Source organism: Mesorhizobium sp. B264B1B, assembly GCF_020165765.1.
Lineage (GTDB): Bacteria > Pseudomonadota > Alphaproteobacteria > Rhizobiales > Rhizobiaceae > Mesorhizobium.
In genome coordinates, this window is sequence record NZ_JAIUIS010000006.1 from 75,149 (window position 1) to 101,781 (window position 26,633).

A 26,633-nucleotide genomic window follows, 5' to 3' on the forward strand; every position below is an offset into this window, starting at 1 on the left:
GCTGGCCTTGCCGATTCCCGGATTTCTCCTCGTCAAAGCGGCCGCTTCCGTCTACGACGCGGCTTGGACAGGCAAGGGATCGGCATGACGCAACCCGTGGCGCAGAATACCACAATCAGGAACGTGCTTCTGGCCGGCATTCTGCTGATGCTGGCCGGCGACTTCCTGTTTGCGCTCAACGACGCCATGGGCAAATGGCTGGTCGCCAGCTTTTCCGTCGGCCAGGTGGTTCTGATCAGGTCGATCGGCGCGTTTTTCGTGCTCGGTCCGATGATCGCCCACCAGGGCGCCGCCAAGCTGTTCCGCATGGAAAGGCCCGAATTGCAGGTCCTGCGCGTCATCATGACCACGCTCGATACCGGGCTCTTCTATGCCGCCGTCGTCTATCTGCCGCTTGCGGATGTGATGAGCTTCTATATGGCCGGGCCGATCTATGTGGCGGCACTCTCGCATCTCCTGCTTGGCGAGAAGGTCGGCTGGCGCCGCTGGATGGCGATCCTGCTCGGCTTCTGCGGCGTGCTGATCATGCTCAAGCCCTCCTCGGCGGCTTTCTCGCTGTCGTCGGGCTTCGCGCTGGCGGGCAGCGTTGCCTTCGCCTTCGCCATTATCCTCAACCGGCGCTTGCGCGGCACCAGCGACACCAATCTGGTGACATGGCAGACCATCGGCACGCTAGTGGTCGGCGGCGCCCTGACCATCGGCGCCTGGCAGACGCCGTCGGCGCTCGATTTCGGCGCCATGCTGCTGCTCGGCATCGTCTCCTGCGGCGCCCATCTGATGATCACGCGGGCGCTCAAGCTGGCGCCGGCCTCGACGCTGGCGCCGCTGCACTACACGCTGCTTCTATGGGCGGTGGTCTTCGGGCTGGCGTTCTTCGGCGACGTTCCCGGCCCGCGCATCCTCATCGGCTCGGGCATCGTCGTGCTGGCTGGCCTGTTCATCTTCCACCGCCAGAAAGTGGTCGACACGACGGTGCCGCCTGAAAACGTGCCGAAGGGTGTGAATTAGCCCTCGCGGATCGTTGCCAGGTGCCGCGAAAATTCCGGCGTCTCCATCAGCGCCTTGCAGCGCGCGAAGCGGCCGTCGGCATAGGCCCGAAAATCGTCGACAGGATTGTGATTGGCGAGTTGGATCAGTCCCCACAGCGTCCACAACAGGTCGCACATCGCCTTGTAGATGACGATGCGCCCTCGCTCCGCCGGTTTCGCCTCGCCGCCGAAATAGGCGCGGATCATCTCCTCGTCCTGCGCGGCATCGAACTTGCCTTCGACGGAGAGGTCGCCAAGATCCCAGAGCGGATCGTTCATTCCTGAATATTCCCAGTCGACGATCCACATCCTGTCACCCGCATCGAGAAAATTCTCGCACAGCGGGTCGCAATGACAGGCGACGACGGGCAGCGGGTGGGCCGACAGCGCCGCGCGCACGCCACCGGCCTCGCGCACCACGTCGTGATAGCCGGCGGGCAGGGCGACCTCCTTGGTCGACAGCACCTTCAGATAGTCATCGATCATCGCGAACAGTTCGAAACGGAACGGAAACACCGCACCGGACGAATGCAGCTTGCGGAAGGCCGCTCCCGCACGCGCCGGGCTGCCCGGCCGAACCCTGAATTTTTCCGGCGACATGGTTACGGCGCCGGCGATGAAGCGCGTCACCATCACGCCGGTGCCCGGATCGACATGCAGCACCTCGGGGCTGACACCTGCCTTAGCCGCTTCGCGCGCCGCCACCGCCTCATTGGCGCGGTTGATATATTCCTCGGTGCCTTTGCCTGGAATGCGCAGGCAGAAGTCCCCGGCCTTGAAAACCAGGTTGGTGAGGCCGCCAAGCCGCTCCAGCGTCCCGTTATAGCCGGCCAGCATGGGAATGGCGGCAAGTTTTGTCCGTGCCTCGTCCATTGTCATGCCCGCTCCCCCGCTGTTATTTGTCGCAGAGACGGTTCCACAAAATTCGTGCTTTGGCTATCATCCGTGCGAGACCAATTTAGGGCATGGCGGACAGGACGAAAGTGACCGACAGCAAGCATAAGGGCGCGCTTGGCGCTGCCTACGCGGCCAAGCGCCCGGAAGACGTGGCGGCGCTCTATGACCGTTGGTCGCAGACCTACGACAGCGACATGTCGGCCGCCGGCTATCGTCATCCCACCATCTGCCTGGCCTTGCTGGCAAGGCATCTGCCGCGTGGCTCGGCCCCGCTGCTCGATGCCGGGGCCGGCACCGGGCTCATCGGCGAATGGCTCGACATTGCCGGCTATCCCGAGGTCGAGGCGCTCGACATCTCGCAAGGCATGCTGGATCAGGCAGAGCGCAAGGGCGTCTATTCGGCCCTGCATTGCCTGGCGCTTGGCGGGCCGCTGCCCTTTGCCGACAATGCCTATGCCGGGGTGATCTCGGCCGGCGTCTTTACCTCGGGCCATGTCGGTGCCGAAGGGCTGGACGAACTGATCCGCATCTGCCGGCCGGGCGGCGTGATCGTGCTGACGGTCAAGAACACGATCTGGGATCTGGGCTTTAACGCGCGGGTCGCGGAGCTGGAGGCGCAGGGGCTGGTCACCCGCATCGAGGAAACGCGCCCGTACGTCTCGATGCCGGGCGAGGCCGACACGGTGCCCAGCCGCTGCCTCGCCTTGCGTGTGAACTGATCAGGCTTTGATCCTGTTCCCGGCCGGATCATACATCGGCTCGAGATGGATCTTTGCCGGCGTGCGCTGCATCGCCACGACCAGCTCATAGCGGCCCGAGGCGAGAAAATCGTCGCTCACGCCGTCGGCATTGCGCACATAGCCGTAGCCGATGTTCTTCTCCACGGTGTAGCCGTAGCCGCCGCTGCTGAGATAGCCGACCGGCTCGCCATTGCGCAGGATCGTCTCGCGCCCGACGAGCACGATGTCCTGATCGTCGACCGTGAAGCCGGCGAAACGCTTCTTCAATGGCCCGCCAGTGATTTTCTCCAAGGCGCGCCGCCCTACGAAATCCGTGTTCTTGCGAAGCTTCACCGCCCAGCCGAGGCCGGCTTCCAGCGGCGTGTCGTTGGGGGTGATATCGGAGCCCCAGGCGCGATAGCCCTTTTCCAGTCGCAGCGATTCCAGGGCCCGGTAGCCGACCGGGCGGATATCATGTTGCTTGCCTGCCGACATCAACGCGTCGAAGATCTCGCCGGTTGCGGAGATCGGCACGTGCAGCTCCCAGCCGAGTTCCCCGACATAGGTGACGCGCAACGCCCGCACGGTGTGGCCGGCAACGACAATCTCGCGGGCATGGCCGAATGGGAAACCGCTGTTGGAAACGTCGGCATCGGTCACGCCGGCCAGCACTTCGCGGGCGCGCGGTCCCATCAGCGACAGCGTGCCGAAATCCTCGGTGACGTCGGTGAGCGTGATGTCGAGCTCCTTTTCGACATGGTCGCTGATCCAGGACAGGTCATGGGTGCGGAAGCCCGTGCCGGTAACGATATAGAACCTGTCCTCGCCGAACCGCGACACGGTGAGATCGGCCTCTATGCCGCCGCGCGTGTTGAGAAGCTGCGTATAGGTCAGCCCGCCGGCCGGCTTGTTGACGTCGTTGGCGCAGATCCAGTCCAGCGCCTTCGGCGCGTCGGGCCCGGTCAGCTCGTATTTGGCGAAGGACGACTGGTCGAAGATGCCGACCTTCTCGCGCACATGGCGATGTTCGTCGCCGACGGCTGAAAACCAATTCTGCCGGCCCATGGAATAGACGTCACGCGGGTCGACGCCTTCGGGGGCGAACCAGTTCGGCCGCTCCCAGCCGAGCTTCGAACCGAACACGGCGCGATGCTGTTTCAGCCTGTTGTACAGCGGCGAAACGATGCGCGGCCTGCCGGAAAGATACTCCTCATGCGGAAAGCCGATCGTGTAGTGCTTGCCATAGGCTTCCAGCGTGCGCTCGCGGACCCAGTGCCGGTCGCGGTGCAGGCTGGAAAAGCGCCTGATGTCGACGACCCACAGATCGAACGGCGCCTCGCCATCGACCACCCATTGCGCCAGCACCCAGCCGGCGCCGCCGCCCGAAGCGATGCCGAAGGCGTTGAAGCCGGCGCCGACGAACATGTTGGCGCATTCGGGCGCCACGCCGAGGATGAAATTGCCGTCCGGCGTGAAACTCTCGGCCCCGTTGATCATCTGCTTGACGCCGACGGTTTCCAGCGCCGGCACGCGCGCGATCGCCTGGCTCATATGCTGTTCGAAATGATCATAGTCGTCGTCGAACAGCCGGAACTCCCAGTCATTGGGCACGTCGCCTCCGGGGAGATCTGTCGTCCAGGCCTGCGGGTTTGGCTCATAGCCGCCCATCACCAGCCCGCCGACCTCTTCCTTGAAATAGGTGCGCCGGTCCGGGTCGCGGATGGTCGGGACATCGGTCGCCAGCCCGTCGATCTTCTCGGTGACGATAAACTGGTGCTTCACCGGCTGCAGCGGCACGTTGATGCCGGCCATGGCGCCAACCTGCCGTGCCCATTGTCCTGCGCAGTTCACCACCTTGTCGCAGGCGATGTCGCCCATGTTGGTCTTCACCGCAATGATGCGGCCGCCTTTGATCTCGAAGCCGGTGACGCGCACTTCCTCGTAAAGCCTTGCGCCATGCATGCGCGCGCCCTTGGCCAGCGACTGGGTGACGTCGGATGGGCTCGCCTGACCGTCGGTCGGCAGCCAGGAAGCGCCGACGAGATCGCCGGTTTCCATCAGCGGCCACATGTTCTTGACCTCTGCCGGCGACAGCAACTCCATGTCCATGCCAAAGCTCTTCGCTGTCGTCGCCAGCCTCTCGTACTCGGTCCAGCGGTCGGCATTGGTGGCAAGGCGCAGGCACCCGCTCATCTTCCAGCCGGTGGCAAGGCCGGTCTCGGCCTCCAGGCCCTTGTAGAGGTTGACCGAATATTTGAGCACGCGGGTGATCGAGGCCGACGAGCGCAGCTGCCCGACCAGGCCGGCGGCGTGCCAGGTCGAGCCCGAGGTCAGCTTGCCCTGTTCGAGCAGCACCACATCTGCCTTGTGGTCGCGGGCCAGATGGTAGGCCGTCGAGCAGCCGATAATGCCGCCGCCGATGACGACGATCGCTGCCTGGGTTGGCAAGGTCATGAATTCAGGTCCCGTATTTTGTCCGGTAGTTTTCCAGCGCGGCATCGAGCCGCGTCAGGTTCTCTTCCGTGTAGGCGACGTAGTCGATGCCGGGCACGTCGAGGTAGAGTTCCGAAACCATGCTCCACATCGCCTCGCGCAGCAGCGAGGCGCATTGCATGGCCGCATGCGAGCGGCGGATCGCCTCGTCCGGCTCCTTCATGAAATAAGCGGTCAGGAAGGCGAAGGATTCCTCGTCGCTCATGCCGGCGTTCGAGGCGACGCCGGCAAGGTCGAACATCGCGGTATTGAAGCCGGCATATTCGAAGTCGATCAGCCATAGCCTGCTGCCGTCGTCGAGAATATTCGCCGGCAAAAGATCATTGTGGCCGAACACGATCGGCAGCAGTTTCTGGGCGCGTTCGAGCTCGTCGGCCAGCATCAGCAGACGCGGCAGGTCGCTCGCCTTGCGGCTGCCGGCGTCCTCCAGCGTGCGCGCATAGTCGCGGATGACGTGGAACACCCAGAACATGAAGCCGGCACCGGAGACGTGGTTGGGCATCTCACGGTGGAAGCCGCGCATCAGGGCGGCGACACGGCCGAGATTGGCGCGCACGTCCTCAGCCAGACAGGTCTTGGCGCCGAGATACTCCGTCACGAGAATGCCGGGTTCGGCATGGCGGACCGCCGGCGCGAAACCGGCGGCATGCGCGGCGCGTGCGGTCATCACCTCACGCTCGCGAAAGACGTGGTGGAAGGGATAGTCCCTGCCGAAACGCACGACATGCCTCCCGGCCGCGTCCTTAACCCGATAATTGGCATTGCTCAGCCCGCCGGGCAGCGGCTCGATCTCGACGCTGCCTGTCCAGCAAGGCAGGGCGCGGATGCGGTCCTCGGCCGTCATGAATTCGCCCTTCGTCCGGCAAGGCGCCGACGGGGCGGCACCACCGTGGCGACCCGCCGTTTGTCCGGACGCTCGTTCTGGCAAAGACCTCGCCGGCGCGGCATTCGGGATCGGTATCCCGCGCCGCACCGACGAGCCCCACGTGCCGGGCTCTTCGAGGCCGGCATCCGCCCCCGCGGATGAGAAAATTCTTCCAGTCGCCCTCGCGTCAGGCAGTTTCCAGACCTTGGGGCACACAAATTCGGATCAGGCTCCGCTATCGCTTTTCCGTGGCAGTGCGAGCCTGACACGGCATCAGTGTCACGCCGGGTAAGCCACGTTGTCAACGAGATTCTGTGGCTTTTTCTGCTTTCCTGCCCGTATTCTTTCGAGATTCCTTGTAATATGCGGCAGATTTGCCATAGAAGCGGTCACTGCATCATGGCGCGACTGGAAATGACCCGATGAGCCATTCCAAGCGGCACGGCGAAATCCTGCGGTTTCTGCAGGAGGAAGGCACCGTCACCATCGCCAGCCTGGCCGACCGGCTAGGCGTCTCGCTGGAAACCGTTCGCCGCGACGTCAAGCCCCTCACCAGCGACGGCTCGCTCCTGAAGATGCATGGCGCCGTCGGCCTGCCGTCGACGATCGGCGAAGCGCCGTTCGAACGGCGCATGCGCGAGAACGCCGAGGCCAAGCGCCTCATCGCCCGCATGGTCGCCGCCACCATCCGTGACGGCGAATCGATCATGCTCGACACGGGAACGACCACCTCGTTCCTGGCGCGTGAACTGCTCGGCCATCGGCGGCTGACGGTCGTCACCAACTCATCCGACATCGCCCGCACGCTGGCCACCGTCAACGGCAACAAGGTCTACATGGCCGGCGGTGAGCTGCGCAGCGATTCCGGCGCCGCCTTCGGCGCCTCGGCCATCGACTTCGTCAGCCGCTTCTCGGTCAGCCATGCGGTGATCTCGACGGGTGCCGTCGATGCGGTGACGGGTGTCATGGATTACGATCTCGACGAGGCCGAGTTCGCCCGCATGGTGCTGTCGCGCGGCCAGCGTTCGCTCGTCGTCACCGATCATTCCAAGTTCGGGCGCCAAGGCCTGGTCCAGGTCTGCGGCTTCGATGGCTTTTCCGAGCTCGCCACCGACCGGCCGCCGCCGCGCGACATCGCTGCCGGCCTGGCGCAGGCCGGCGCGCGGCTCAGCGTCGCGGGCGAGGCAGCCTGAGCTAACCGAATACCAGCGACTGGTGGGCGCATATGCCGGCGAAGGCGCCGCCCGATACGGCGAAGGCGATGTTGTGCATCGCGCGTGACGCGTCCCCGGCGGCGTAGACGCCGGGAACCGTCGTCTGCTGCCTGTCATCGATTGATATCACCGGGCCAAGGGGACCGTCCGTGAAGCCGCAACCGAGCTGTTCGGCCACCGGGCTCGCCATTGTATTGCGCGGCGCGGTGAATATCGCGCGAACCCCCGCCTTTCGGCCGCCGTCGAGGATCACCGTCAAGCCGCCCGCGCCATCCTCCCGCAGTTCGGCGACCGCAGCGGGTTCGAACCTCACATTCTTGCCTTCCAGGACAGACATCTGTTCGGCATCGGGCTCGATCAGGCGATTGCCGAACAGCGTGACGTCGCCCCAGTCGGCGATCAACTGCGCCTGATGCTGGGACATGGGCCCGGTCGCCAGCACGCCAAGCGGCCCGCCGGAAACCTCGTAGCCGTGGCAATAGGGGCAGTGCAGCACGGTCTTGCCCCACTGCTCGGCAAGCCCGGGAACTTCCGGCAGGATGTCGCGCACGCCGGTGGCCAGAACCAGCCGCGCGGCGCCAAAGGTCTCGCCGCCCTCTGTGCTGATTTCGAAGTCGCTGCTGCTATTGGCGACCGCCTTGTCCGCACGTCCCTTGACAAGGCGAGCCGTCGGATAGGCTAGCAACTGCCGTCTTGCCTCCTCCAGGATGGCGCCTGGCGTGCGCCCGTCTTGGCCGAGGAAGCCGTGCGAATGCGCGGCGAACCGATTTCGGGGCCGGCCGGCGTCGATCACCAGGACGTTGCGCCGGGCCCGGGCCGCCTGGATGGCGGCGGACAAGCCGGCAAAGCTGCCGCCGACGACGGCAAGATCATACTGCATGGCTGGAGACTCCGATGAGGTCGTAACGGCGGCGGAAGTCGGCGGTCAGGTCGGCCAGCGTGATACGGCTGAGCTTCTCCGCCAGCAGCTTCTCCGCCGCGATCCGAAAATCGTCGAGGACGGCGATGACGGCCTGCTCGACAAGGCAGCCGGGGCTCTCCGGCTCGGTGCCGAACTGCAGCAGCGTCTCGCCAAGCGCGGCGCTGATTTCGGCCAGCGAGATCTCGTCGGGCGGGCGCCCGAGCAGCCAGCCGCCGCCATGTCCGCGTGAAGAGGTGACGATGCCGGCATCCCGCAACCCCGCGATGGTGCGGCGCACCACGACCGGATTGGTATGGATGAAGGTGGCAAGCTGCTCCGAGGTCAGCGCCCGCTCGGGCTTCTCGGCCATGTGGACCAGAATGTGCAAGGTGGAAGACAGCCGGCTGTTGCGTTTCATGTAACTTATTTAGTTACAATTCTGGGGGCCGTCAAGTTGCCGATCCGTTTCCACTTCCCAGTGTCGTCCCCGCCGTGTTTAGTCCGGCCATGGCTTTCACCATCCGCCAGTTGCAGTTCTTCATCGCCGTCGCCGAGCAGGGCACGGTGTCGGGTGCCGCGCAGAACCTCTCCATTTCGCAATCCTCGGTCACCGAAGCGATCAAGGAACTCGAAGGCGATCTCGGCGTCGAATTGTTCGACCGCCATCCGCGCGGCCTCAACATCACCCACAAGGGCCACCAGTTCCTGCGTCACGCCACCAAGATCCTGGCCGATGTGTCCGATGCGCGCCGCGCCTTCCTCGGCGAGCAGGCGACAGTGGGCGGCCGGCTGCAGCTCGGCGTCACCTCGCTGGTCGCCGGCTATGTGCTGTCGGACCTGCTTTCCCGCTACCGCCGTGCCTATCCCGGCGTCGAGGTCTCCGCCATCGAGGACAATGGCGACTATCTCGAGCATCTGCTGATCGGCGGCAAGCTGGACATCGCCGTGATGGTCACGTCCAATCTGCGCGACCGAACCGCGCTGCAATCCGAAATCCTCGAAGTCTCGGCTTACCGCCTGTGGCTGCCGCTCGGGCATCCGCTCGCCGGCGCCGACATCATCGGCATCGGCGACATCGCTTCGGAGCCGCTGATCATGCTGACCGTCGACGAGATCGAGGAGAACACCGGCAAGCTGCTGACGGCAATCGGCGCCAAGCCGCATGTCGCCTTCCGCACCCGTTCGGTCGAAGCGGTGCGCAGCCTTGTCGCCACCGGCGCGGGCGTGGCGCTGCTGCCCGACCTCGTCTACCGGCCATGGTCGCTGGAAGGCGACCGCATCGAATCGCGCGACGTCTCCGGTGCCCTACCCGTCGTCCAGGTCGGGATGGTCTGGCGCCGCGGCTCCGGCCTGCCGCAGGCTGCGCGCGATTTCATCGGCCTCGCGCAGTCGCAGCGCATGGTTCGCCAGCGCCCCGACAAGAACGGCCGCTGATCTATCGGAAAAACCGATATCCCCCTTCTGATAAATGAATTTGCGAAACCGGGATTTTCACAGCACCTTCGCGTCAGGGAACAAAGCCGCCGCCGAAGCGCGGGCCCTATCAATGGGAGATCGACGATGAATTCATTCCTGAAGTCATGCACTGCATTGACGGTCGCGCTGACCTTCTCCGGCCAGGCCATCGCTCAGGTCACGGAACTCGGCAAGGGTGAAGGCGAGGTCAATATCGTCGCCTGGCCGGGCTATATCGAGCGTGGCGAGACCGACAAGGGCTATGACTGGGTCACCGCCTTCGAGAAGGAAAGCGGCTGCAAGGTCAACGTCAAGACCGCCAACACGTCGGACGAGATGGTCTCGCTGATGAACGAGGGCGGCTTCGACCTCGTCACCGCTTCGGGCGATGCATCGCTGCGCCTCGTTGCCGGCAAGCGCGTGCAGCCGATCAATACCGATCTCATCCCGAGTTGGAAGACGGTCGACGACCGCATCAAGGACGCCCCCTGGTTCACCGTCGACAAGGTTCATTATGGGGTCCCCTACCAGTGGGGGCCGAACGTCCTGATGTACAATACCGATGTCTTCAAGGAAGCGCCCAAGAGCTGGAACATCGTCTTCGAGGAGATGAAGCTGCCGGACGGCAAATCAAACAAGGGCCGCGTCCAGGCCTATGACGGCCCGATCCACATCGCCGATGCCGCCAACTACCTGATGTTCCACAAGCCGGAGCTCGGCATCAAGGACCCCTACGAGTTGAACGAGGACCAATACAAGGCCGCGCTCGAGTTGCTGCGCGTCCAGCGCACGCTGGTCGGCCGCTACTGGCACGACGCCGCCATCCAGGTCGACGATTTCCAGAACGAAGGCGTGGTTGCCTCCGGTTCGTGGCCATACCAGGTCAACACGCTGGTCGCCGCCAAGAAGCCGGTCGCCTCGACCGTGCCGGAGGAAGGCGTGACCGGCTGGGCCGACACCACCATGATGGAGGCCGACGCGGCACATCCGAACTGCGCCTATATGTGGCTCGAACACTCGCTTTCGCCCAAGGTGCAGGGCGACGTCTCGGCCTGGTTCGGCTCGCTGCCGGTCGTCCCCGCCGCCTGCAAGGGCAACGAGCTGCTGACCGACGAAGGCTGCAAGACCAACGGCTACGAAAATTTCGACAAGATCAAGTTCTGGAAGACGCCGGTGACCAAATGCGCCACCCAGAACGACCAGTGCGTGCCCTATTACCGCTGGGTGTCGGACTATATCGGCGTCATCGGCGGGCGGTGACCTAGCCTTACTTTGCCGAAGCCGGCGCCGCCCCTCACCCTTACCCTCTCCCCGTGAAGAACGGGGAGAGGGTATCGCCAGCGTTGGCGCGCGTCCCTTCCCCTGTCCTTCACGGGGAGAAGGTGCCGGCAGGCGGATGAGGGGCGGCGCCGCCTGAGATCGATGAGCCCGGCAGATCAGGACACTCCATGACCTCAGCCGTTTCCTTTCAAAAAGTCTCGCGCCATTTCGGCAGCGTGCGCGCCGTCGACACGGTCGACCTCGAAATCGTACCTGGCGAGTTCTTCGCCATGCTCGGGCCGTCCGGTTCCGGCAAGACGACCTGCCTGCGCCTCATTGCCGGTTTCGAGCAGCCGACGGCGGGTTCGATCTCGATCTTCGGCGAGCGCGCCGAGGGCGTTCCGCCTTATCGCCGCAACGTCAACACTGTCTTCCAGGACTATGCGCTGTTCCCGCATCTCAATGTGCTCGACAATGTCGCCTACGGATTGATGGTCAAGGGCGTCGGCAAGGCCGGGCGGCACAAGGCAGCGGAAGAGGCGCTGTCGCTGGTCAGGCTGCCCGGCTACGGCGCCCGCCGCCCCGGCCAGCTTTCCGGCGGCCAGCGCCAGCGCGTCGCGCTGGCCCGCGCACTGGTCAACCAGCCCAAGGTGCTGCTGCTCGACGAGCCGCTCGGCGCGCTCGACCTCAAACTGCGCGAGAACATGCAGGAAGAACTGAAGTCGCTGCAAAAGGCGCTCGGCATAACCTTCGTCTTCGTCACTCACGATCAGGGCGAGGCGCTGTCGATGGCCGATCGCGTCGCCGTCTTCAACGACGGCAGGATCATGCAGATCGGCACGCCGGAAGATATCTACCAGCGGCCGAGCACTCGCTTCGTCGCTGATTTCGTCGGTTCCTCCAACGTGCTGCCGCCGGATTTCGTCCAGCGTTATTGCGGCCAGCGCGGCTGGGGCAGCCTGCGCCCCGAATCCATCCGCGTCGGCCGCGCGGCGAGCGGCGAGGGCGTCGCCGCGCGCCTCGTCTCAACTAACTATCTCGGGGCGACCACCAGGCTGGCGCTCGATGCCGACGGTCTGAAATTGCACGCCATCGTGCCTGCCGGTACGGCCTTGCCCAGGGAAGGAGAGGCGGTGGTGCTCACCTTCAACCGCGAGAGCCTGCATTTGATGGACGAGCCGGTGTGATGAAGGCTTGCGCGAAGCACCCCCCTCTGTCCTGCCGGACATCTCCCCCTCAAGGGGGGAGATTGGCTGCCCTTTCGGGTTTCGCCAATTTCCAACGTCGCAGAATTGGCGAGGCCGAGAAATTGCCAATCTCCCCCCGTGAGGGGGAGATGTCCGGCAGGACAGAGGGGGGCGACGCAGAACGCGGCCTCTCATATAATTCTCTTCAGCACACGGCGGCCCCATGACCATTGCCGCGCTCACCCCCAGCCCAGCCCCTGCCATCCTGCCCGGCAGCGGCGGCATACGCGGCGCGCTCTCCGACCTCTTCTGGCGCAGGCCGCAACTGCTCCTTCTGCTTATGCTGCTGCCGCCGGTCCTGTGGCTCGGCATCGTCTATATCGGCTCGTTGTTCGCTCTTTTGGCGCAGAGCTTTTTCTCGATCGACGAGTTCTCCGGCCTCATCAATCGTGAGTTCACGTTGAAGACCTATGGCGACCTGTTGCAGGCCGCCAATCTGGACATCATTCTGCGCACGGTGACGATGGCGGCCCTGGTGACGCTGGCCTCGGCTGTCGTCGCTTTCCCCATTGCCTATTACGCGGCGCGCTATGCGCGCGGCCGCTGGAAAGCGCTGTTCTATCTCGGCGTCATGCTGCCGCTGTGGTCGAGCTACCTGGTCAAGATCTACGCCTGGAAATTGATCCTGGCCAAGGAAGGCATTCTCACCTGGCTGCTCGCCAAGCTGAACCTGTTGGGGTTGCTCGATGCGTGGCTGTCGCTGCCGGTCGTCGGCGGCAACTCGCTGTCGGTGTCCTTCACCGGCACCTTCATCGTCTTCGTCTATGTCTGGCTGCCATTCATGATCCTGCCGGTGCAGGCAGCCCTCGAGCGCGTGCCCGGCAATTTGGTCGAGGCCTCTTCCGATCTCGGTGCCTCGCCAGGCCAGACCTTCCGCAATGTGCTGTTCCCGCTGGCGCTGCCGGGGATCGTCGCCGGCTCGATCTTCACCTTTTCGCTGACATTGGGCGACTACATCATCCCGCAGATCATCGGCACGTCGCGCCTGTTCATCGGCCAGGCCGTTTATTCGCAGCAAGGCACGGCCGGCAACATCCCGCTCGCCGCCGCCTTCACGGTCGTGCCCATCGTCATCATGGGCTTCTATCTCTGGGGCGCCAAGCGCATGGGGGCCTTCGATGCGCTCTGACCGTGCCCAATCGGCTCCGCTTGGCCTGAAGATCGCCGCCGCTTGCGGGTTGCTGTTCCTGCATCTGCCGATCCTGCTGATCTTCGTCTATGCCTTCACGACGGAGGAGAAGAGCTTCGTCTGGCCGCCGCCGGGGCTCACCACGCAGTGGTTCGCCGTCACCTGGAACCGGCCGGACGTGTGGCAAGCGCTGTCGCTCTCGGTGCGCGTCGCCGCCATCTCGACGGCCATCGCGCTGGTTCTCGGCACGCTGTGCGCCGCCGCGGTGTCACGGACGAAATTCTTCGGCCGTGAAACCATTTCGCTGCTGGTCATCCTGCCGATCGCGCTGCCCGGCATCATCACCGGCATTGCGCTGCGTTCGGCTTTCGCGCTGGCCGACATTCCGTTCTCGTTCTGGACAATCGTGCTCGGCCACGCCACCTTCTGCGTGGTTGTCGTCTACAACAATGCCGTTGCCCGCTTCCGCCGCACCTCGGGCTCGATGATCGAGGCCTCGATGGATCTCGGCGCGGATGGTTTCCAGACCTTCCGGCATATCGTGTTGCCCAACATCGCCACGGCGCTGCTTGCCGGCGGCATGCTGGCCTTCGCGCTGTCGTTCGACGAGGTCATCGTCACCACCTTCACCGCCGGCCAGCAGCAGACGATGCCGATCTGGATGCTTGAAGAACTGATCCGCCCGCGCCAGCGCCCGGTCACCAATGTCGTGGCGATGGTGGTGGTGCTGGTGACGCTGCTGCCGATCCTCGCCGCCTACTACCTGACCCGCGACGGCGACCAGATCGCCGGCAGCGGGAAATGAAAACAGCGAATAGGGAATAGCGGGTAGCACTATTCGCATTCGCTCCTCTTCAAGGAGAAACCAATGGACACCCAGATGCTGATCGGCTCGAAGTTCGAGAAAGGCACCGAGACCGAGGAGTCGGTCCTCAATCCGAAGACCGGGGCGACCATTCTCAATCTCCCCGAGGCGAGCCCGGCGCAGATCGAGGCGGCGGTGGCGGCTGCCGGGAAGGCGTTCACGGCTTGGTCGCGTACCACGCCCGCGCAGCGCTCGGGCTATCTCCTTAAGATCGCCGACCGCATAGAGGCCGAAGCCAGGGAATTCGCGGCGCTCGAGGCGCTGAACTGCGGCAAGCCGATCAATGCCGTGCTCAATGATGAAATCCCGACGATCGTCGACTGCTACCGTTTCTTCGCCGGCGCCGTCCGCTCCATGCCAGGCCAGGTAGCCGGCGAATACCTGCCGGGCCACACCTCGATGGTCCGGCGCGATCCGATCGGCATCGTCGCTTCCATCGCGCCGTGGAATTACCCGTTGATGATGATGGCCTGGAAGCTGGCGCCGGCGATCGGCGGCGGCAATACGGTCGTCTTCAAACCGTCGGAACAGACGCCGCTGACGGCGCTGAAACTGGCGAAGATCCTGGCCGAAATCCTGCCCGAAGGGGTCGTCAATGTCGTGCTCGGACGCGGCGACAGCGTCGGCAATACGCTGATCAACCATCCCAAGGTCAACATGATCTCGATCACCGGCGATGTCGCCACCGGCAAGAAGGTGCTGCAGGCGGCCGCCAAGTCGGTCAAGCGCACGCATCTGGAACTCGGCGGCAAGGCCCCGGTCATCGTCTTCGATGATGCCGACCTCGGCGCCGTGGTCAACGGCCTGCGCGCTTTCGGCTACTACAATGCCGGCCAGGACTGCACCGCCGCCTGCCGCATCTATGCCGGCAAGAAGGTCTACGACAAGCTCGTCGCCGATCTCTCCTCGGCCGTGTCGACCATCAAGTACAATCTGCCGGACGATGCCGAGAACGAGATCGGCCCGCTGATCTCGCGCCGCCAACGCGACCGTGTCTCGAGCTTCGTCGAGCGCGCCTCGGAATTGAAGCACATCGAGATCACCACCGGCGGCAAGCCGGGCGAGGGCACCGGCTTCTACTACCAGCCGACCGTCGTCGCCGGCGCCTTGCAGGAGGACGAGATCGTGCGCCGCGAAGTCTTCGGCCCGGTGGTCTCGGTCACCCGTTTCACGGAAGTCGACGAGGCGGTGAACTGGGCCAATGACAGCGATTATGGGCTGGCATCGTCGGTGTGGACCAGGGACGTCTCGCGCGCCATGGCGACGGCCGCTCGCCTGCAATATGGCTGCACCTGGATCAACACCCACTTCATGCTGACCAACGAGATGCCGCATGGCGGGCTGAAGCAGTCCGGTTACGGCAAGGACATGTCGCTCTACGCGCTGGAGGATTATACCGCCGTGCGCCATGTGATGGTGGCGCACGGGTAATCTGTCTCCTTCCGGCAAAGGCAGATCTTATATGGCTGTGGCCGGCGCCGGCGACCCCGCTTGAGAGGGTCGTCAGCGCCATTCCACTTCGCGATTGCGCTGCATTTGACAGGCACGGCCGCCGAACGGCATCAGCGGCGAGACCCCGGCACTACGCGGCCGTCCGGCCCGGCATCGCCGATGTCGCAGGCTTGATGTTCAGGTTGACCCGGAAGACATTGGATGGGTCGTAGGTTCGCTTAACCTGGCTCAGCCGCTCGTAATTTCCGCCATAGCTCGCCTGCAAGCGCGCGTCTCCTTCATCGTCCATCATGAAGTTCACGTAGCCGCCCTCGCCATTATGGGGATGGACGCTCGCCCAGTAATTCCGTGCCCACGCGGTCAGGTCGGCGGCTTTGCCGGGATCGGGGTCGATGGCGGCGATGACCATCGACCAGCTTGCGTCGCGCGCGTTCCAGGCGGTCTCGTCCTTGCCGACGCGGCGGACGGCGCCGTCAATCGGGTATAGATGCATAAGCGACAATTCGCTGGGCGCCTGGGCGGCCTGTGCGATATGGGTCGCGATCGCTTCGTCGGGAAGCGACTTGACGAAATCGCCCTTCCAGTACCATTGCAGGCCTTTCGGAAGGAGCGGGTCGAATAGCGACTGCATCGCCGGGAACGGCATTACGCCCATCCAGTTGAACATTGGCGGCGGCAAGGTGTCCAGCAGCGGAGCCATGGCCTTGCGCCCGTCCTCCTCCGTGCCGTTGTAGCACGAGATGATGGCACAGGCGCGCTTGCCCCAATGCTCGCGCGGGAAAGGATCGCTCGAAGGGACGGATTTGAGGCCGACGAAAGCGCCGAGGTCTTCCGGCGCTTCCGGCAGGTAGTCGCGATAGGTACGCATGACCGCCGACGCGTGCCTGGCGTCCCAGAACACCGGACCGCCGAAGATCATGTTCACCGGATGAGCCTGGAACAGGAAGCTGGTTACCACGCCAAAATTGCCGCCGCCGCCCCGGAGCGCCCAGAACAGGTCGGGATTCTCGCTTTTGCTGGCCTTCGCCATGCTGCCATCGGCCAGCACCAGATCGGCCTCGATCAGATTATCGATGGTGAGGCCGTATTTGCGCGTGAGATAGCCGGTTCCTCCACCGAGGGTAAGGCCGGCGACGCCCGTGGTCGAAACGATGCCGAACGGAACGGCGAGCGCGAAAGGATGGGTGGCGTGGTCCACGTCGCCCGAAGTGCAGCCGGGCGCGACCCTCACGGTGCGGGTTTTCGGGTCGACATGGACGCCTTTCATCATCGACAGGTCGATGACGAGACCGTTGTCGCAAATCCCCAATCCCGCGCCGTTGTGGCCGCCGCTGCGCACGGCGATGAGGAGGTCGTTTATGCGCGCGAACCTTACAGCGGTGATCACGTCGGCGACATCGACGCAGCGTGCAATCAGCGCCGGACTCTTGTCGATCATGCCGTTGTAGACCTTGCGGGCCTCCTCATAGCCGGCTTCGCCGCGCAGGATCAGCTCTCCGCGCAAGCCTTCACGCAGTTTTGCATAGGTTTCGTCGGTCATCGGTTTCCTCCCTGATCGCGCCCGCGCCATATGGTTTCGACGCGACGATTTATCTTGTGGCTTTGCTTGTGCCGTCCATCCGTCGGGTGCGCAGGATGGTGCAGGAGAGCACATTGCACCGATCCGGCTCCTCGCTGCTTCGCCCGAAAGGGCCAGTGGGGAAATGGCCCGGGAGAGCCATAGCGGGCAGGCGGAAGCCGTCATGGTAGCGAAAGCGCGTCGCGTCGAAAGGGACCGATGCGGCGCGCTTCAGATCGTTGTTCTATGGGCACCTTTGGGCGACATGCATTATTCGACGATGCGGAAAATCTGCCAGAGGCTGGTGCCCGACACGACGTAAGGCTCGATCTCCTTGCCCCATTTGGCATGCGCGTCGATCTTGCCGATCCTGGCGAAGAACTCTTCCAACTGGGCCAGGCTTTCGACCTGGTGGTGAGATTCGACCGTCGCCTCCCGCGCGCCGATCGAACCCGTCATGATCTGGAACTTCAGGTCGGCGACGCCGACCTGCGAACCGATCTCGGATTCCCATTTCCGCAAGAGGTCGAGCACGGTCTGCTTGTGTCCGAACCTGGCGTCGATCTGCCATCTGGCGCTGAACATGTTTTCCTCCTCCGAAGATGCGGCTGATGCCGCTTACTCGTCCCAGGCCTGCACGACGGTCTGCCGTGCAATCCGCCCGCCCTTGAGTTCCAGCATCGCCGCACAGAACACCTTGGTCCCGTCCGGGTAGGCGCAGGCTTGGGTGAAGGCGAGATTGTCGCCATCGGCAATGGTGGTATCGACCTTGTGGGTCATTGCCCGGCTGCAGATGTCGTCCCAGAATGTGCTGATCGCCGCTCGGCCGCGGATCTCGCGCGGCTTGCTCGGCGGATTATTGCGGTCGACGACCCGCAACACCGCATCGTCGGCGTAAAAGCTCGACAGCATCTGTCCGTCGCGCCCTTCGATGGCTTTCTTGATTGCCGCGCCGTCAACGGTCTGTGTCTTGGTCAGCATTTCGTCCTCCATGGGCCCGTCTTCCCGATCGGGCGGTTGATGAGCAAAGTGCTGCCCGGCGGTCATCGCCGTGCAGCGATAGTGTCACTGCGACTTGGCCTTCACGGCCGCGAACACGTCGTCGGTCTGCTTCTTGAAGGCTGTGAGGTCGACCTGGCTGCCGTTGAGCATCGTCGACCAGTGGCGAACGATCGCCGCCATCGCCACCGCTTCCTTGATCTCCTCGTCGGTCGCGCCGTTGAGCTTGGCGGCCTCGGTGTGGAAGTAGACGCAGTACTGGCAAGGAATCTGCGAGGCGACGGCAAGCCCCATGAGTTCCTTGGTCTTGCCGTCGAGTGCGGTCTTGGGGTTGAGCTGCATCGACTTTATCTCGGCCCAGGCACCGGCGACCGCCACGTCAGGCAAAGTCCTGAACATGTCCGGTATGGAGCCGAGCGTGGCCTCTATGTCCTTGTATGCTGCCGTCGCCGAGGCCTCCTCGGCCCGCGCCGGAGCCAGGGCCAGCAAGGCGCCGACGCCGGCCGCGATGACGAGCAATCTGGTCTTGCGACTTGATTTCACCATTTCATCCTCCCTTCGCAGTACCGTCACGGCGATATCGCCTGGCCTGCATGGGAAGAATTGATAATCCCCGACGCCATCGGCCGCTTCGCCCGAAAGCGCCATGGCCTTTATGGCCCGTGCGGGCCAGGGTTCCGTGCCGAAAACGCGGCCGCCGCCGCCCGCGACGGCAGGTCGAGCTTGAGCAATATGTTGGCGACGTGACGCTTGACCGTATGCTCGCTGAGGTTGAGCTCGGCGGCGATCGCGGCATTGCTTTTGCCGTCGGCGATCAGGCTCACCACCTCGCTTTCGCGCGCCGTCAGCGCGGCCGGTTCGGCAGGCCTGGGCTTGGATCGGCAGGCGGGTTCCAGATGCTGCTCGGACGTCGCAAGAACAAACGCCAACGGCTCGTCCAACTCGTCGAGCGCAATGCGTCCGCCATCGATGAAGTGTAGGCCGGAGCCGGTCGCCAGGTCGGAAACCAGCCGCGACGCCAGGATCTCGCCGCGGCTGGCATGGGCCGCAAGTTGTATGGTCACGCGTGCAGTCAAGCCGACCGGCGGTCCGCGCATCTCGATCTCGCCGACATGCACGCCCTGTGCACTGGCCACACCGATCTCCTGCGCCGCTTCGCGCAATGCCGCCGCGCAGCGTATGGCGCGCGCCGGACCGTCGAAGCGCGAGATCATCAGCTCGCCATGCGTGCCTGCGACACGTCCGCCATGGCGCCCCACCAGCAATCGCCAGGTCTCCTGGAATCGCTGGCTGCGCTCGCTCCACATGCGGTCGCCGAGGCGCGCCGTATCGTAGATACGCGTCACCAGCAATGCGGCGAGCACGCGCTCGCTGTCGGCCACGGCCGGCTCGCCGGTCAGGAATTCCTCGATTAGGTCGGCGACCCGGTCGACGTCACCGGTCCATACCGGGTGGTCGCGCCCGGGGATTTCGACAAGCCGGGCGTTCGGGATCTTCCGGGCGAGAAAGCGGCTGGCATCGGGATCGACGCGCGCGTCGTTGCGGCGGTGGATCAGCAGCGTCGGCGCGCTGATCGCCGAGAGTATGCCGCGCACGTCTATGCCGGCATTCATGCGCGCCAGCGCCGCCGCCGCCGTTGGACTTGCCGACAGCCGCTCGAACCGCGACCACCAGGCGGCAAAGTGACTGTCTTCGACGCGGCCGGGCGCAAAATGCGGCAAGGTGGCGCCTGTGCCCCAGGCGGTTTCCGTCGTCGCGATGAATGCGTCCAGCCGTTCCGGCGGCATCACCCATCGGTGGAAATGGGCATAGCCGCCATAGAGCGCCAGGGCGCGCGTCCGCTCCGGATACGTGGCGGCGAACAGCATGGCCATCGGAGCGCCTTCCGAGGCGCCGAGCAGGGCCGCGCGGCCGCTGCCGGCCGCGTCCATCACCGCACGCACGTCGTCCATGCGCGTTTCGAGGCTGGGGAGATGGTTGGCATCGACGCGGTCGGACAGGCCGGTGCCGCGCTTGTCGAACAGGATCAGCCTTGAGAAGGCGGAAAGCCGTTTCAGCAGCCTGCTATAGCCTTCATCCTCCCAATGCAGGTCGAGATTGGAGATGAAGCCCGGCACGAAGACGAGATCGAACGCGCCTTGGCCGACCACCTGATAGGCGATCCGCACATCGCCGCTACGGGCGTATCGGGTCTCGATCGGCCTCACGAGTTGTTCCGCCCGGCCTGGCGATTTCGGATCGCTGACCATAGCAGAGCTGCGTCGCGTGCGGCAGCTTAAACTTTAGCGGAAGGAAATATAAGCGGACGCGAACCAATGGCTATTTTTGCGAGGCGGCTACGTCGCCTGGGGGAAGCTTGAGCCCGAGCTTCAGATCGGCCTCGGCGGGCGAGACCGGCTGCTTGATCCTGGTCGAGGCAGCCACGACGAGTTCATCGAAGCCGTCGCCGCCGCTGTCCAGCATCTCGAAGAACTGACGCCGCATCCTCGGCTCCCAGAATTTGTTGATATGCTCGGCCACCCCGGCCACGCCTTCTTCGCGCGGCCTGGAGTGGAAAAAGGCCGCGATCTGGTTGGCCATCCGCACCAGCTTCTCGCTGGTGCTCATGATGTGGTCTTCGTCATGCGACATGTTTGGCAACTCCGCGAACCACCCGGTCCGGATGGGTGAAAATATCGAAATCGTCGCCGCGAACCAAGGCCACCAGCGTCATGCCGGCCTGTTCGGCGGTGCGGACGGCGAGCGCGGTCGGCGCAGAGACGGCAATGATGAAGGGCGAGCCGATCGTCGCCGTCTTCTGCACCATCTCGACGGAGACGCGCGACGTCACCACTACCGCGCCGGTCGCGCCGTCGATGCCGGCCTTGGCCAATGCACCGGCCAGCTTGTCCAGTGCGTTGTGACGGCCGACATCCTCGCGCGCAATGACGGTGCCCTTGCCGGGGATATAGAAGCCGGCGGCGTGCACCGCGCCCGTCTCGCTGTGCAGCGGCTGCATCCTGGAGAGAAGCTTGACGGAACGGACGATGTCGCCGGCATCAAGCGTAAGTTTAGACGCACCAACCGAATCGACCGCGCGCATCGCTTCCTCGATGGATTCGATGCCGCAGAGCCCGCAGCCAACCGGTCCGGCGAGCCTGCGCCGCCGCGCCTCGAAGCGCGTGTTGGCCTGGTCCTTCAGTCGAATCTGGATGTCGATGCCGGCGCCTAGATCCTCGACCTCGATCGCCTCGATCTCTTCGGGTGAAGCGATGATGCCTTCGGTCAGCGAGAAACCGAGCGCGAAATCCTTCAAATCGGCCGGGCTCGCCATCATCACCGCGTGCGCCGTGCCGGCAAAGGAGAACGCCACCGGCGTTTCTTCCGGCACCATGCGGCGGGCCGCTGCCGTGCCGCTGGCGCGGCGAGCGAGACGGGACATTTCGGTGATGGCGGGGCGTTTGCGAGTCACGAGACGCACCCCTCGCGCCTTTCTTCTCCCCCGTCGATCGGGGAAGAGGTGTCGAGCGAAGCTCGACGAAGTAGGGGGCGATCAACCGTCAAGATTGAAGCTCTTATTGTCGAATGTCTCGTCCAAGTTCTACTCCGCCGCTTCCAGCGGGGCGATGCGGCGGCTGTTGCGCGCTTGCTCGTCATAGTCGCGTTGCCATTCCGATGGTCCGTTGGAGGCACCGACCTGCACTGCCGTCACCTTATATTCCGGACAGTTGGTCGCCCAGTCCGAAAAGTCCGTGGTGATGACGTTGGCCTGCGTGTCGGGATGGTGGAAGGTCGTATAGACCACGCCCGGTGACACCCTGTCGGTGATCTGCGCGCGCAGCGTCGTCTCGCCGGAGCGGCTGGTCAGCCGCACCCAGTCGCCGTCGCGCAGGCCGCGGTTCTCGGCGTCGTGCGGATGGATCTCCAGCCGGTCCTCGGAGTGCCACATGATATTGTCGGTGCGCCGCGTTTGCGCGCCGACATTGTACTGCGACAGGATCCGGCCGGTGGTCAAAAGCAGCGGGAAGCGCGGCCCGGTTCGCTCGTCCGTCGCCACATATTCGGTGCGGATGAACTTGCCCTTGCCGCGCACGAAGCCGTCGACATGCATGATGGGGGTGCCGAGTGGCGCCTTCTCATTGCAGGGCCACTGCACCGACCCGAGGCGGTCGAGCAACTCGAACGAGACGCCGGCGAAGCTCGGCGTCGTCTTGGCGATCTCGTCCATGATCTCGGACGGATGCATATAGTTCCAGTCGAGCCCGATGGCGCGGGCAAGCTCCTGCGTCGCTTCCCAGTCGGCGTAGCGCGCCTTCGGCTCCAGCACCTTGCGCACCATGTTGATGCGGCGCTCGGCATTGGTGAAGGTGCCGTCCTTCTCGAGGAAGGTCGAGCCCGGCAGGAACACATGCGCGTAGTTCGCCGTCTCGTTGAGGAAGAGATCGTGCACGACCACGCATTCCATCGCGGCCAGGCCGGCGGCGACATGCTTGGTGTCAGGATCGGACTGCAGGATGTCCTCGCCCTGGATGTAGATGCCCTTGAAGGAGCCGTCGACGGCTGCATCCAGCATGTTGGGGATGCGCAGCCCCGGTTCGTCGTCCAGCTTCACGCCCCACAGGCTTTCATAGATGTCGCGCACCGCGTCGCCCGAGACATGGCGATAGCCTGGCAGTTCGTGCGGGAAGGAGCCCATGTCGCACGAGCCCTGCACGTTGTTCTGGCCGCGCAGCGGGTTCACGCCGACGCCCGGGCGACCGATATTGCCGGTGGCCATGGCGAGATTGGCAATCGCCATCACCGTGGTCGAGCCCTGGCTGTGCTCGGTGACGCCGAGGCCGTAGTAGATCGCCCCGTTGCCGCCCTTGGCGTAGAGACGTGCCGCACCGCGGATCAGTTCGGGATCGACGCCGGACAGCTTGCCGACGGTTTCGGGGCTGTTCTCCGGCAGGGCGACGAAGGACGCCCAGTCCTGGAATTCCGTCCAGTCACAGCGCTTGCGGATGAAGGCCTCGTCGAACAGGCCTTCGGTGACGATGACATGTGCCAGCGCCGTCAGCACGGCGACATTGGTGCCGGGCTTCAGCGGCAGGTGGTAGTCGGCTTCGACATGCGCCGACTTGACCATCTCGGTGCGGCGCGGGTCGAGCACGATCAGCTTGGCGCCCTGGCGCAGCCGCTTCTTCAGCCGCGAGGCGAAAACCGGGTGTGCGGAAGCCGGATTGGCGCCGATGATGACGGCGACGTCGGTGAATTCGACGGAATCGAAATCCTGCGTGCCGGCCGAGGTGCCGTAGGTCTGGCCGAGCCCGTAGCCGGTCGGCGAATGGCAGACGCGCGCGCAGGTATCGACATTGTTGTTGCGGAAGCCTTGGCGCACCAGCTTCTGGACCAGATAGGTCTCCTCATTGGTGCAGCGCGACGAGGTGATGCCGCCGATCGCCGTGCGTCCATACTGGTACTGGATGCGGCGGAACTCCTTGGCCGTGTGGGCGATCGCCTCCTCCCAACTCACTTCGCGCCAGGGATCGCTCACCTTCTCGCGGATCATCGGCGACAGGATGCGGTCCTTGTGGGTGGCATAGCCATAGGCGAAGCGGCCCTTCACGCAGGAATGGCCGTGATTGGCCTTGCCCTCCTTGTAGGGCATCATGCGGATGACCTCGTCATCCTTCACTTCGGCCTTGAACGAGCAGCCGACGCCGCAATAGGCGCAGGTGGTGACGGCCGAGCGTTCCGGCAGGCCCTTGGCGAGCACTGTCTTCTCACGCAGCGCATCGGTCGGGCAGGCCTGCACGCAGGCGCCGCAGGACACGCATTCGGAAGCAATGAAATCCTCGTGCATGCCGGCGACCATGCGCGATTCGAAGCCGCGGCCCTCGATCGTCAGCGCGAAGGTGCCCTGCACCTCTTCGCAGGCCCGCACGCAACGCGAACAGACGATGCATTGCGCCGGATCATAGGTGAAATACGGGTTGGATTCGTCACGCGCGATGTAGTCGACGGCCAGCGAGCCGTGGCCGGGCGCGACGCCATCCTCCTTGACGTGATTGCGGCCTTCGACGCCGTAGCGATTCTCGGAAAGGCCGACCGACTTCGCCACCGCGTCGAACTCGCTGGCGCCGGTGCCGGCCTTCTCGTTCCAGCCCACCGGATGGTCGGAGACATAGAGCTCCATGACGCCGCGGCGAATGGCATCGAGCCGCTCCGACTGCGTGCGCACCACCATGCCTTCGCCGACGGGCGTCGTGCAGGACGCCGGCGTGCCGCCGCGGCCATCGATCTCGACCAGGCAGACGCGGCAGGAGCCGAAGGAGTCCAGCATGTCCGTGGCGCACAGCTTCGGGATCTCGACCCCGCTTTCCATCGCGGCGCGCATGATCGACGTGCCTTCCGGCACGCTGATGCTGCGGCCGTCGACGGTCAGCGTGATCCGCTTCTCAGCTTTCGATTGCGGAGTTCCGTAGTCGATCTCTTCGATGAGCGTCGGGAAGTCGGCCTTGATGTTCATCTGCCAGGTCCTATTCAGCAGCCACGCGCGCCGGCGCGGGCTTGAAATCCTCGGGGAAATGCGTGATCGAGCTCATCACCGGGTAGGGCGTGAAGCCGCCCAGCGCGCAGAGCGATCCGAACTTCATCGTGTTGCAGAGATCGGTGACCAGGGCGAGGTTCTTCTCCGGCTCGATGCCGGCGGCGAGCCTGTCGATGGTCTCCACCCCGCGCGTCGAGCCGATGCGGCAGGGCGTGCATTTGCCGCAGCTTTCGATGGCGCAGAACTCCATGGCGAAGCGCGCCTGTTTCAGCATGTCGGCGGTGTCGTCGAACACGGTGATGCCGGCATGGCCGATCAGTCCATCGCGCTTGGCGAATTCCTCGTAATCGAACGGCGTGTCGAACAAAGCGCGCGGAAAATAGGCGCCGAGTGGACCGCCGACCTGCACCGCTTTCACCGGCCGGCCGGTGGCCGTGCCGCCGCCGATATCGTCGACGATTTCGCCCAGTGTCATGCCGAAAGCCGCCTCGAACAGGCCGCCACGCTTGACGTTGCCGGCGATCTGGATCGGGATCGTGCCGCGCGAGCGGCCCATGCCGAAATTCTTGTAGTAGGCGGCGCCCTTGTCCATGATGACAGGCACCGAAGCCAGCGAGATGACGTTGTTGATCACCGTCGGCTTGCCAAAAAGGCCCTGGATTGCCGGCAGCGGCGGCTTGGCGCGCACCACGCCGCGTTTGCCTTCCAGACTGTTCAGAAGCGAGGTCTCCTCGCCGCAGACATAGGCGCCCGCGCCGACGCGGATCTCCATGTCGAAGGCGTTGGGCGAACTGAGCACGTTGACGCCGAGCACCCCGGCCTTGCGGGCGACCTCGACGGCCTTGTTCATCACCGCCACCGCATGCGGATATTCCGAGCGGATGTAGACGAAGCCCTTGGTCGCGCCGGTGGCGATGCCGGCGATCGCCATGCCTTCGATCAGCACGAAGGGATCGCCCTCCATGATCATGCGGTCGGCGAAGGTGGCGCTGTCGCCCTCGTCGGCGTTGCAGACGATGTATTTGCGCTCGGATGTCGTATCGAGCACCGTCTTCCATTTGATGCCGGTCGGGAAGCCGGCGCCGCCGCGGCCGCGCAGGCCGGACTCCGTAACCTGGCTGACGATCTCTGCCGGGGCCATGGCCACCGCGTTCTGCAGGCCCTTCAGCCCGCCAAGCGACTTATAGGCGTCGAGTGACAGCGGGTCGTTGATGCCGCAGCGCGCGAAGGTCAGACGGGTCTGCTTGGCCAGGAACGGGATCTTGTCCGGCGCGCCCAGCCAGCGCTTGTGATGGCCGCCGGTGAGAAAGCCATTGTCGAACAGGCTCTTGACGTCGGAAGGCTTCACCGGCCCGTAGGCGACGCGGCCGTTTGCTGTGGCGACCTCGACCATAGGCTCTAGGAAATAGGCGCCGCGCGACCCGTTGCGGACGATCTTGGCCTCAACGCCGCGCTCGGCGAGTTCAGCGCGAACTGCCTTGGCGACCCTTTCGGCACCGAGCGCCAGCGCGCCGGAGTCGCCGGGAATGTAGATGCGCGGGATCATGAGCGCACCTTTGCGACGATTTCTTCGATCTTCTCGTTGTCGAGCCGCCCGATCACCTCGCCATCGAGCATCGCCGAGGGCGAGCAGGCGCACAGTCCCAAGCAATAAACCGGCTCCAGGGTCACCGAACCGTCTTTCGCCGTCTCGTGGAAATCAACGCCGAGCAATTGCTTGATCCTGGCGGCCACCGCATCGGAACCCATCGACTGGCAAGCTTCGGCCTGGCAGAGCTTGAGCACATGCCGGCCTGCCGGGCGGGCGCGGAAATCGTGATAGAAGGTGACGACGCCGTGCACCTCTGCTCTGGAAAGGTTCAGTCCGTCGGCAATGACCGGGAGTGCTGCCTGCGGCACATGGCCGAACTCTTCCTGAATGTTATGGAGGATCGGCAGCAGTGGACCTTCGAGGTCTTTCAGATCCTGGATGATCGCGGCCGTGCGCGATGCGATCTCGGTACTTGCAGGCTGCATCGTCACGCAGCGCCCTCCCTGGTC

General features: G+C 64.5%; 24 protein-coding genes. 9 read left to right on the forward strand and 15 right to left on the reverse strand.

Features of this window, described 5'->3' with window-relative positions; translation table 11 throughout:
- The first annotated feature begins 84 nt into the window (after nt 1-84).
- Nucleotides 85-1,008 (forward strand): DMT family transporter, encoded by a 924-nt coding sequence (locus LB547_RS14130; RefSeq protein WP_140559732.1) that lies wholly within the window; start codon nt 85-87, stop codon nt 1,006-1,008.
- Here LB547_RS14130 and LB547_RS14135 read toward each other — a convergent pair.
- The gene (locus tag LB547_RS14135) at nt 1,005-1,907 is read right to left on the reverse strand and encodes a phosphotransferase family protein (RefSeq protein WP_140559731.1); all 903 of its coding nucleotides are present in this window, start codon (nt 1,905-1,907) and stop codon (nt 1,005-1,007) included. The genes LB547_RS14130 and LB547_RS14135 overlap by 4 nt on opposite strands.
- A gap of 104 nt (nt 1,908-2,011) precedes the next feature.
- Here LB547_RS14135 and LB547_RS14140 point away from each other — a divergent pair, with 104 nt between their 5' ends.
- The gene (locus LB547_RS14140) at nt 2,012-2,644 is read left to right on the forward strand and encodes a class I SAM-dependent DNA methyltransferase (RefSeq protein WP_181165288.1); all 633 of its coding nucleotides are present in this window, start codon (nt 2,012-2,014) and stop codon (nt 2,642-2,644) included.
- Here the strand turns inward: LB547_RS14140 and LB547_RS14145 are convergent, their stop codons facing one another.
- Both LB547_RS14145 and LB547_RS14150 read right to left on the reverse strand, forming a co-directional pair.
- Nucleotides 2,645-5,098 carry a GcvT family protein gene (locus LB547_RS14145; RefSeq protein WP_140559730.1) on the reverse strand — a complete coding sequence of 818 codons (2,454 nt, stop codon included), beginning with the start codon at nt 5,096-5,098 and terminating at the stop codon, nt 2,645-2,647. It abuts the gene before it with no gap.
- A 4-nt stretch (nt 5,099-5,102) separates the two neighbouring features.
- Nucleotides 5,103-5,981 (reverse strand): phosphotransferase family protein, encoded by an 879-nt coding sequence (locus LB547_RS14150; RefSeq protein ID WP_140497071.1) that lies wholly within the window; start codon nt 5,979-5,981, stop codon nt 5,103-5,105.
- A gap of 443 nt (nt 5,982-6,424) precedes the next feature.
- On the opposite strand from LB547_RS14150, the gene LB547_RS14155 reads away from it, so the two are divergent.
- The gene (locus LB547_RS14155) at nt 6,425-7,195 is read left to right on the forward strand and encodes a DeoR/GlpR family DNA-binding transcription regulator (protein WP_140497069.1); all 771 of its coding nucleotides are present in this window, start codon (nt 6,425-6,427) and stop codon (nt 7,193-7,195) included.
- Between the two features lies 1 nt (nt 7,196).
- Here the strand turns inward: LB547_RS14155 and LB547_RS14160 are convergent, their stop codons facing one another.
- Nucleotides 7,197-8,096 carry an NAD(P)/FAD-dependent oxidoreductase gene (locus LB547_RS14160; protein WP_140559729.1) on the reverse strand — a complete coding sequence of 300 codons (900 nt, stop codon included), beginning with the start codon at nt 8,094-8,096 and terminating at the stop codon, nt 7,197-7,199.
- Nucleotides 8,086-8,535: an RrF2 family transcriptional regulator gene (locus tag LB547_RS14165; protein WP_140523665.1), complete on the reverse strand. Its 450-nt coding sequence runs from the start codon at nt 8,533-8,535 to the stop codon at nt 8,086-8,088. Before LB547_RS14165 ends, LB547_RS14160 begins: the two co-directional genes overlap by 11 nt.
- 89 nt (nt 8,536-8,624) lie before the next feature.
- On the opposite strand from LB547_RS14165, the gene LB547_RS14170 reads away from it, so the two are divergent.
- From LB547_RS14170 to LB547_RS14195, 6 genes are all read left to right on the forward strand, one after another.
- Nucleotides 8,625-9,551: a LysR substrate-binding domain-containing protein gene (locus tag LB547_RS14170; protein ID WP_140759359.1), complete on the forward strand. Its 927-nt coding sequence runs from the start codon at nt 8,625-8,627 to the stop codon at nt 9,549-9,551.
- 126 nt (nt 9,552-9,677) lie between these two features.
- Complete coding sequence (locus LB547_RS14175) at nt 9,678-10,832, forward strand: ABC transporter substrate-binding protein (RefSeq protein ID WP_140556826.1); 1,155 nt, start codon at nt 9,678-9,680, stop codon at nt 10,830-10,832.
- 188 nt (nt 10,833-11,020) lie between these two features.
- Nucleotides 11,021-12,019 carry an ABC transporter ATP-binding protein gene (locus LB547_RS14180; RefSeq protein ID WP_140559727.1) on the forward strand — a complete coding sequence of 333 codons (999 nt, stop codon included), beginning with the start codon at nt 11,021-11,023 and terminating at the stop codon, nt 12,017-12,019.
- Nucleotides 12,020-12,242: 223 nt separating this feature from the next.
- On the forward strand, nt 12,243-13,208 hold the full coding sequence (locus LB547_RS14185) for an ABC transporter permease (protein WP_140759361.1): 966 nt from the start codon (nt 12,243-12,245) through the stop codon (nt 13,206-13,208).
- Nucleotides 13,198-14,013: an ABC transporter permease gene (locus LB547_RS14190; RefSeq protein ID WP_140556820.1), complete on the forward strand. Its 816-nt coding sequence runs from the start codon at nt 13,198-13,200 to the stop codon at nt 14,011-14,013. Before LB547_RS14185 ends, LB547_RS14190 begins: the two co-directional genes overlap by 11 nt.
- Before the next feature lie 63 nt (nt 14,014-14,076).
- Nucleotides 14,077-15,504 (forward strand): gamma-aminobutyraldehyde dehydrogenase, encoded by a 1,428-nt coding sequence (locus LB547_RS14195; RefSeq protein WP_140759363.1) that lies wholly within the window; start codon nt 14,077-14,079, stop codon nt 15,502-15,504.
- A gap of 151 nt (nt 15,505-15,655) precedes the next feature.
- Here the strand turns inward: LB547_RS14195 and LB547_RS14200 are convergent, their stop codons facing one another.
- The 10 genes from LB547_RS14200 to LB547_RS14245 all read right to left on the reverse strand — a co-directional run bounded on the left by LB547_RS14200 (nt 15,656) and on the right by LB547_RS14245 (nt 26,615).
- The gene (locus tag LB547_RS14200) at nt 15,656-17,065 is read right to left on the reverse strand and encodes an FAD-binding oxidoreductase (RefSeq protein WP_140497052.1); all 1,410 of its coding nucleotides are present in this window, start codon (nt 17,063-17,065) and stop codon (nt 15,656-15,658) included.
- Nucleotides 17,066-17,353: 288 nt separating this feature from the next.
- Nucleotides 17,354-17,668, reverse strand: coding sequence for a hypothetical protein (locus LB547_RS14205; RefSeq protein WP_140497050.1), 315 nt, complete (start codon nt 17,666-17,668; stop codon nt 17,354-17,356).
- Between the two features lie 33 nt (nt 17,669-17,701).
- Nucleotides 17,702-18,130 (reverse strand): nuclear transport factor 2 family protein, encoded by a 429-nt coding sequence (locus tag LB547_RS14210; RefSeq protein ID WP_224518980.1) that lies wholly within the window; start codon nt 18,128-18,130, stop codon nt 17,702-17,704.
- An 18-nt stretch (nt 18,131-18,148) separates the two neighbouring features.
- Nucleotides 18,149-18,628: a carboxymuconolactone decarboxylase family protein gene (locus LB547_RS14215; protein WP_140759365.1), complete on the reverse strand. Its 480-nt coding sequence runs from the start codon at nt 18,626-18,628 to the stop codon at nt 18,149-18,151.
- A 107-nt stretch (nt 18,629-18,735) separates the two neighbouring features.
- Nucleotides 18,736-20,289, reverse strand: coding sequence for an alpha/beta fold hydrolase (locus LB547_RS14220; protein ID WP_140556817.1), 1,554 nt, complete (start codon nt 20,287-20,289; stop codon nt 18,736-18,738).
- A gap of 112 nt (nt 20,290-20,401) precedes the next feature.
- Nucleotides 20,402-20,713: a formate dehydrogenase subunit delta gene (locus LB547_RS14225; protein WP_140497046.1), complete on the reverse strand. Its 312-nt coding sequence runs from the start codon at nt 20,711-20,713 to the stop codon at nt 20,402-20,404.
- Complete coding sequence (fdhD, locus tag LB547_RS14230; RefSeq protein WP_263483259.1) at nt 20,703-21,503, reverse strand: formate dehydrogenase accessory sulfurtransferase FdhD; 801 nt, start codon at nt 21,501-21,503, stop codon at nt 20,703-20,705. Before fdhD ends, LB547_RS14225 begins: the two co-directional genes overlap by 11 nt.
- Before the next feature lie 159 nt (nt 21,504-21,662).
- Entirely contained in the window at nt 21,663-24,572 is a 2,910-nt protein-coding gene (gene fdhF / locus LB547_RS14235) for a formate dehydrogenase subunit alpha (protein ID WP_140759368.1), read from the reverse strand.
- Between the two features lie 10 nt (nt 24,573-24,582).
- Nucleotides 24,583-26,139 carry a formate dehydrogenase beta subunit gene (locus tag LB547_RS14240; protein WP_140759370.1) on the reverse strand — a complete coding sequence of 519 codons (1,557 nt, stop codon included), beginning with the start codon at nt 26,137-26,139 and terminating at the stop codon, nt 24,583-24,585.
- The gene (locus tag LB547_RS14245; protein WP_140759372.1) at nt 26,136-26,615 is read right to left on the reverse strand and encodes a formate dehydrogenase subunit gamma; all 480 of its coding nucleotides are present in this window, start codon (nt 26,613-26,615) and stop codon (nt 26,136-26,138) included. Before LB547_RS14245 ends, LB547_RS14240 begins: the two co-directional genes overlap by 4 nt.
- Nucleotides 26,616-26,633: the final 18 nt, after the last annotated feature.

Excerpts from the sequence above, each read along its gene's own strand:
- LB547_RS14130 (WP_140559732.1), top strand. The coding sequence starts at position 85 with ATGACGCAACCCGTGGCGCAGAATACCACAATCAGGAACGTGCTTCTG.
- LB547_RS14135 (WP_140559731.1), bottom strand. The coding sequence starts at position 1,907 with ATGACAATGGACGAGGCACGGACAAAACTTGCCGCCATTCCCATGCTG.
- LB547_RS14145 (WP_140559730.1), bottom strand. The coding sequence starts at position 5,098 with ATGACCTTGCCAACCCAGGCAGCGATCGTCGTCATCGGCGGCGGCATT.
- LB547_RS14150 (WP_140497071.1), bottom strand. The coding sequence starts at position 5,981 with ATGACGGCCGAGGACCGCATCCGCGCCCTGCCTTGCTGGACAGGCAGC.
- LB547_RS14155 (WP_140497069.1), top strand. The coding sequence starts at position 6,425 with ATGAGCCATTCCAAGCGGCACGGCGAAATCCTGCGGTTTCTGCAGGAG.
- LB547_RS14160 (WP_140559729.1), bottom strand. The coding sequence starts at position 8,096 with ATGCAGTATGATCTTGCCGTCGTCGGCGGCAGCTTTGCCGGCTTGTCC.
- LB547_RS14165 (WP_140523665.1), bottom strand. The coding sequence starts at position 8,535 with ATGAAACGCAACAGCCGGCTGTCTTCCACCTTGCACATTCTGGTCCAC.
- LB547_RS14170 (WP_140759359.1), top strand. The coding sequence starts at position 8,625 with ATGGCTTTCACCATCCGCCAGTTGCAGTTCTTCATCGCCGTCGCCGAG.
- LB547_RS14175 (WP_140556826.1), top strand. The coding sequence starts at position 9,678 with ATGAATTCATTCCTGAAGTCATGCACTGCATTGACGGTCGCGCTGACC.
- LB547_RS14180 (WP_140559727.1), top strand. The coding sequence starts at position 11,021 with ATGACCTCAGCCGTTTCCTTTCAAAAAGTCTCGCGCCATTTCGGCAGC.
- LB547_RS14185 (WP_140759361.1), top strand. The coding sequence starts at position 12,243 with ATGACCATTGCCGCGCTCACCCCCAGCCCAGCCCCTGCCATCCTGCCC.
- LB547_RS14190 (WP_140556820.1), top strand. The coding sequence starts at position 13,198 with ATGCGCTCTGACCGTGCCCAATCGGCTCCGCTTGGCCTGAAGATCGCC.
- LB547_RS14195 (WP_140759363.1), top strand. The coding sequence starts at position 14,077 with ATGGACACCCAGATGCTGATCGGCTCGAAGTTCGAGAAAGGCACCGAG.
- LB547_RS14200 (WP_140497052.1), bottom strand. The coding sequence starts at position 17,065 with ATGACCGACGAAACCTATGCAAAACTGCGTGAAGGCTTGCGCGGAGAG.
- LB547_RS14205 (WP_140497050.1), bottom strand. The coding sequence starts at position 17,668 with ATGTTCAGCGCCAGATGGCAGATCGACGCCAGGTTCGGACACAAGCAG.
- LB547_RS14210 (WP_224518980.1), bottom strand. The coding sequence starts at position 18,130 with ATGACCGCCGGGCAGCACTTTGCTCATCAACCGCCCGATCGGGAAGAC.
- LB547_RS14215 (WP_140759365.1), bottom strand. The coding sequence starts at position 18,628 with ATGGTGAAATCAAGTCGCAAGACCAGATTGCTCGTCATCGCGGCCGGC.
- LB547_RS14225 (WP_140497046.1), bottom strand. The coding sequence starts at position 20,713 with ATGTCGCATGACGAAGACCACATCATGAGCACCAGCGAGAAGCTGGTG.
- fdhD (WP_263483259.1), bottom strand. The coding sequence starts at position 21,503 with ATGTCCCGTCTCGCTCGCCGCGCCAGCGGCACGGCAGCGGCCCGCCGC.
- fdhF (WP_140759368.1), bottom strand. The coding sequence starts at position 24,572 with ATGAACATCAAGGCCGACTTCCCGACGCTCATCGAAGAGATCGACTAC.
- LB547_RS14240 (WP_140759370.1), bottom strand. The coding sequence starts at position 26,139 with ATGATCCCGCGCATCTACATTCCCGGCGACTCCGGCGCGCTGGCGCTC.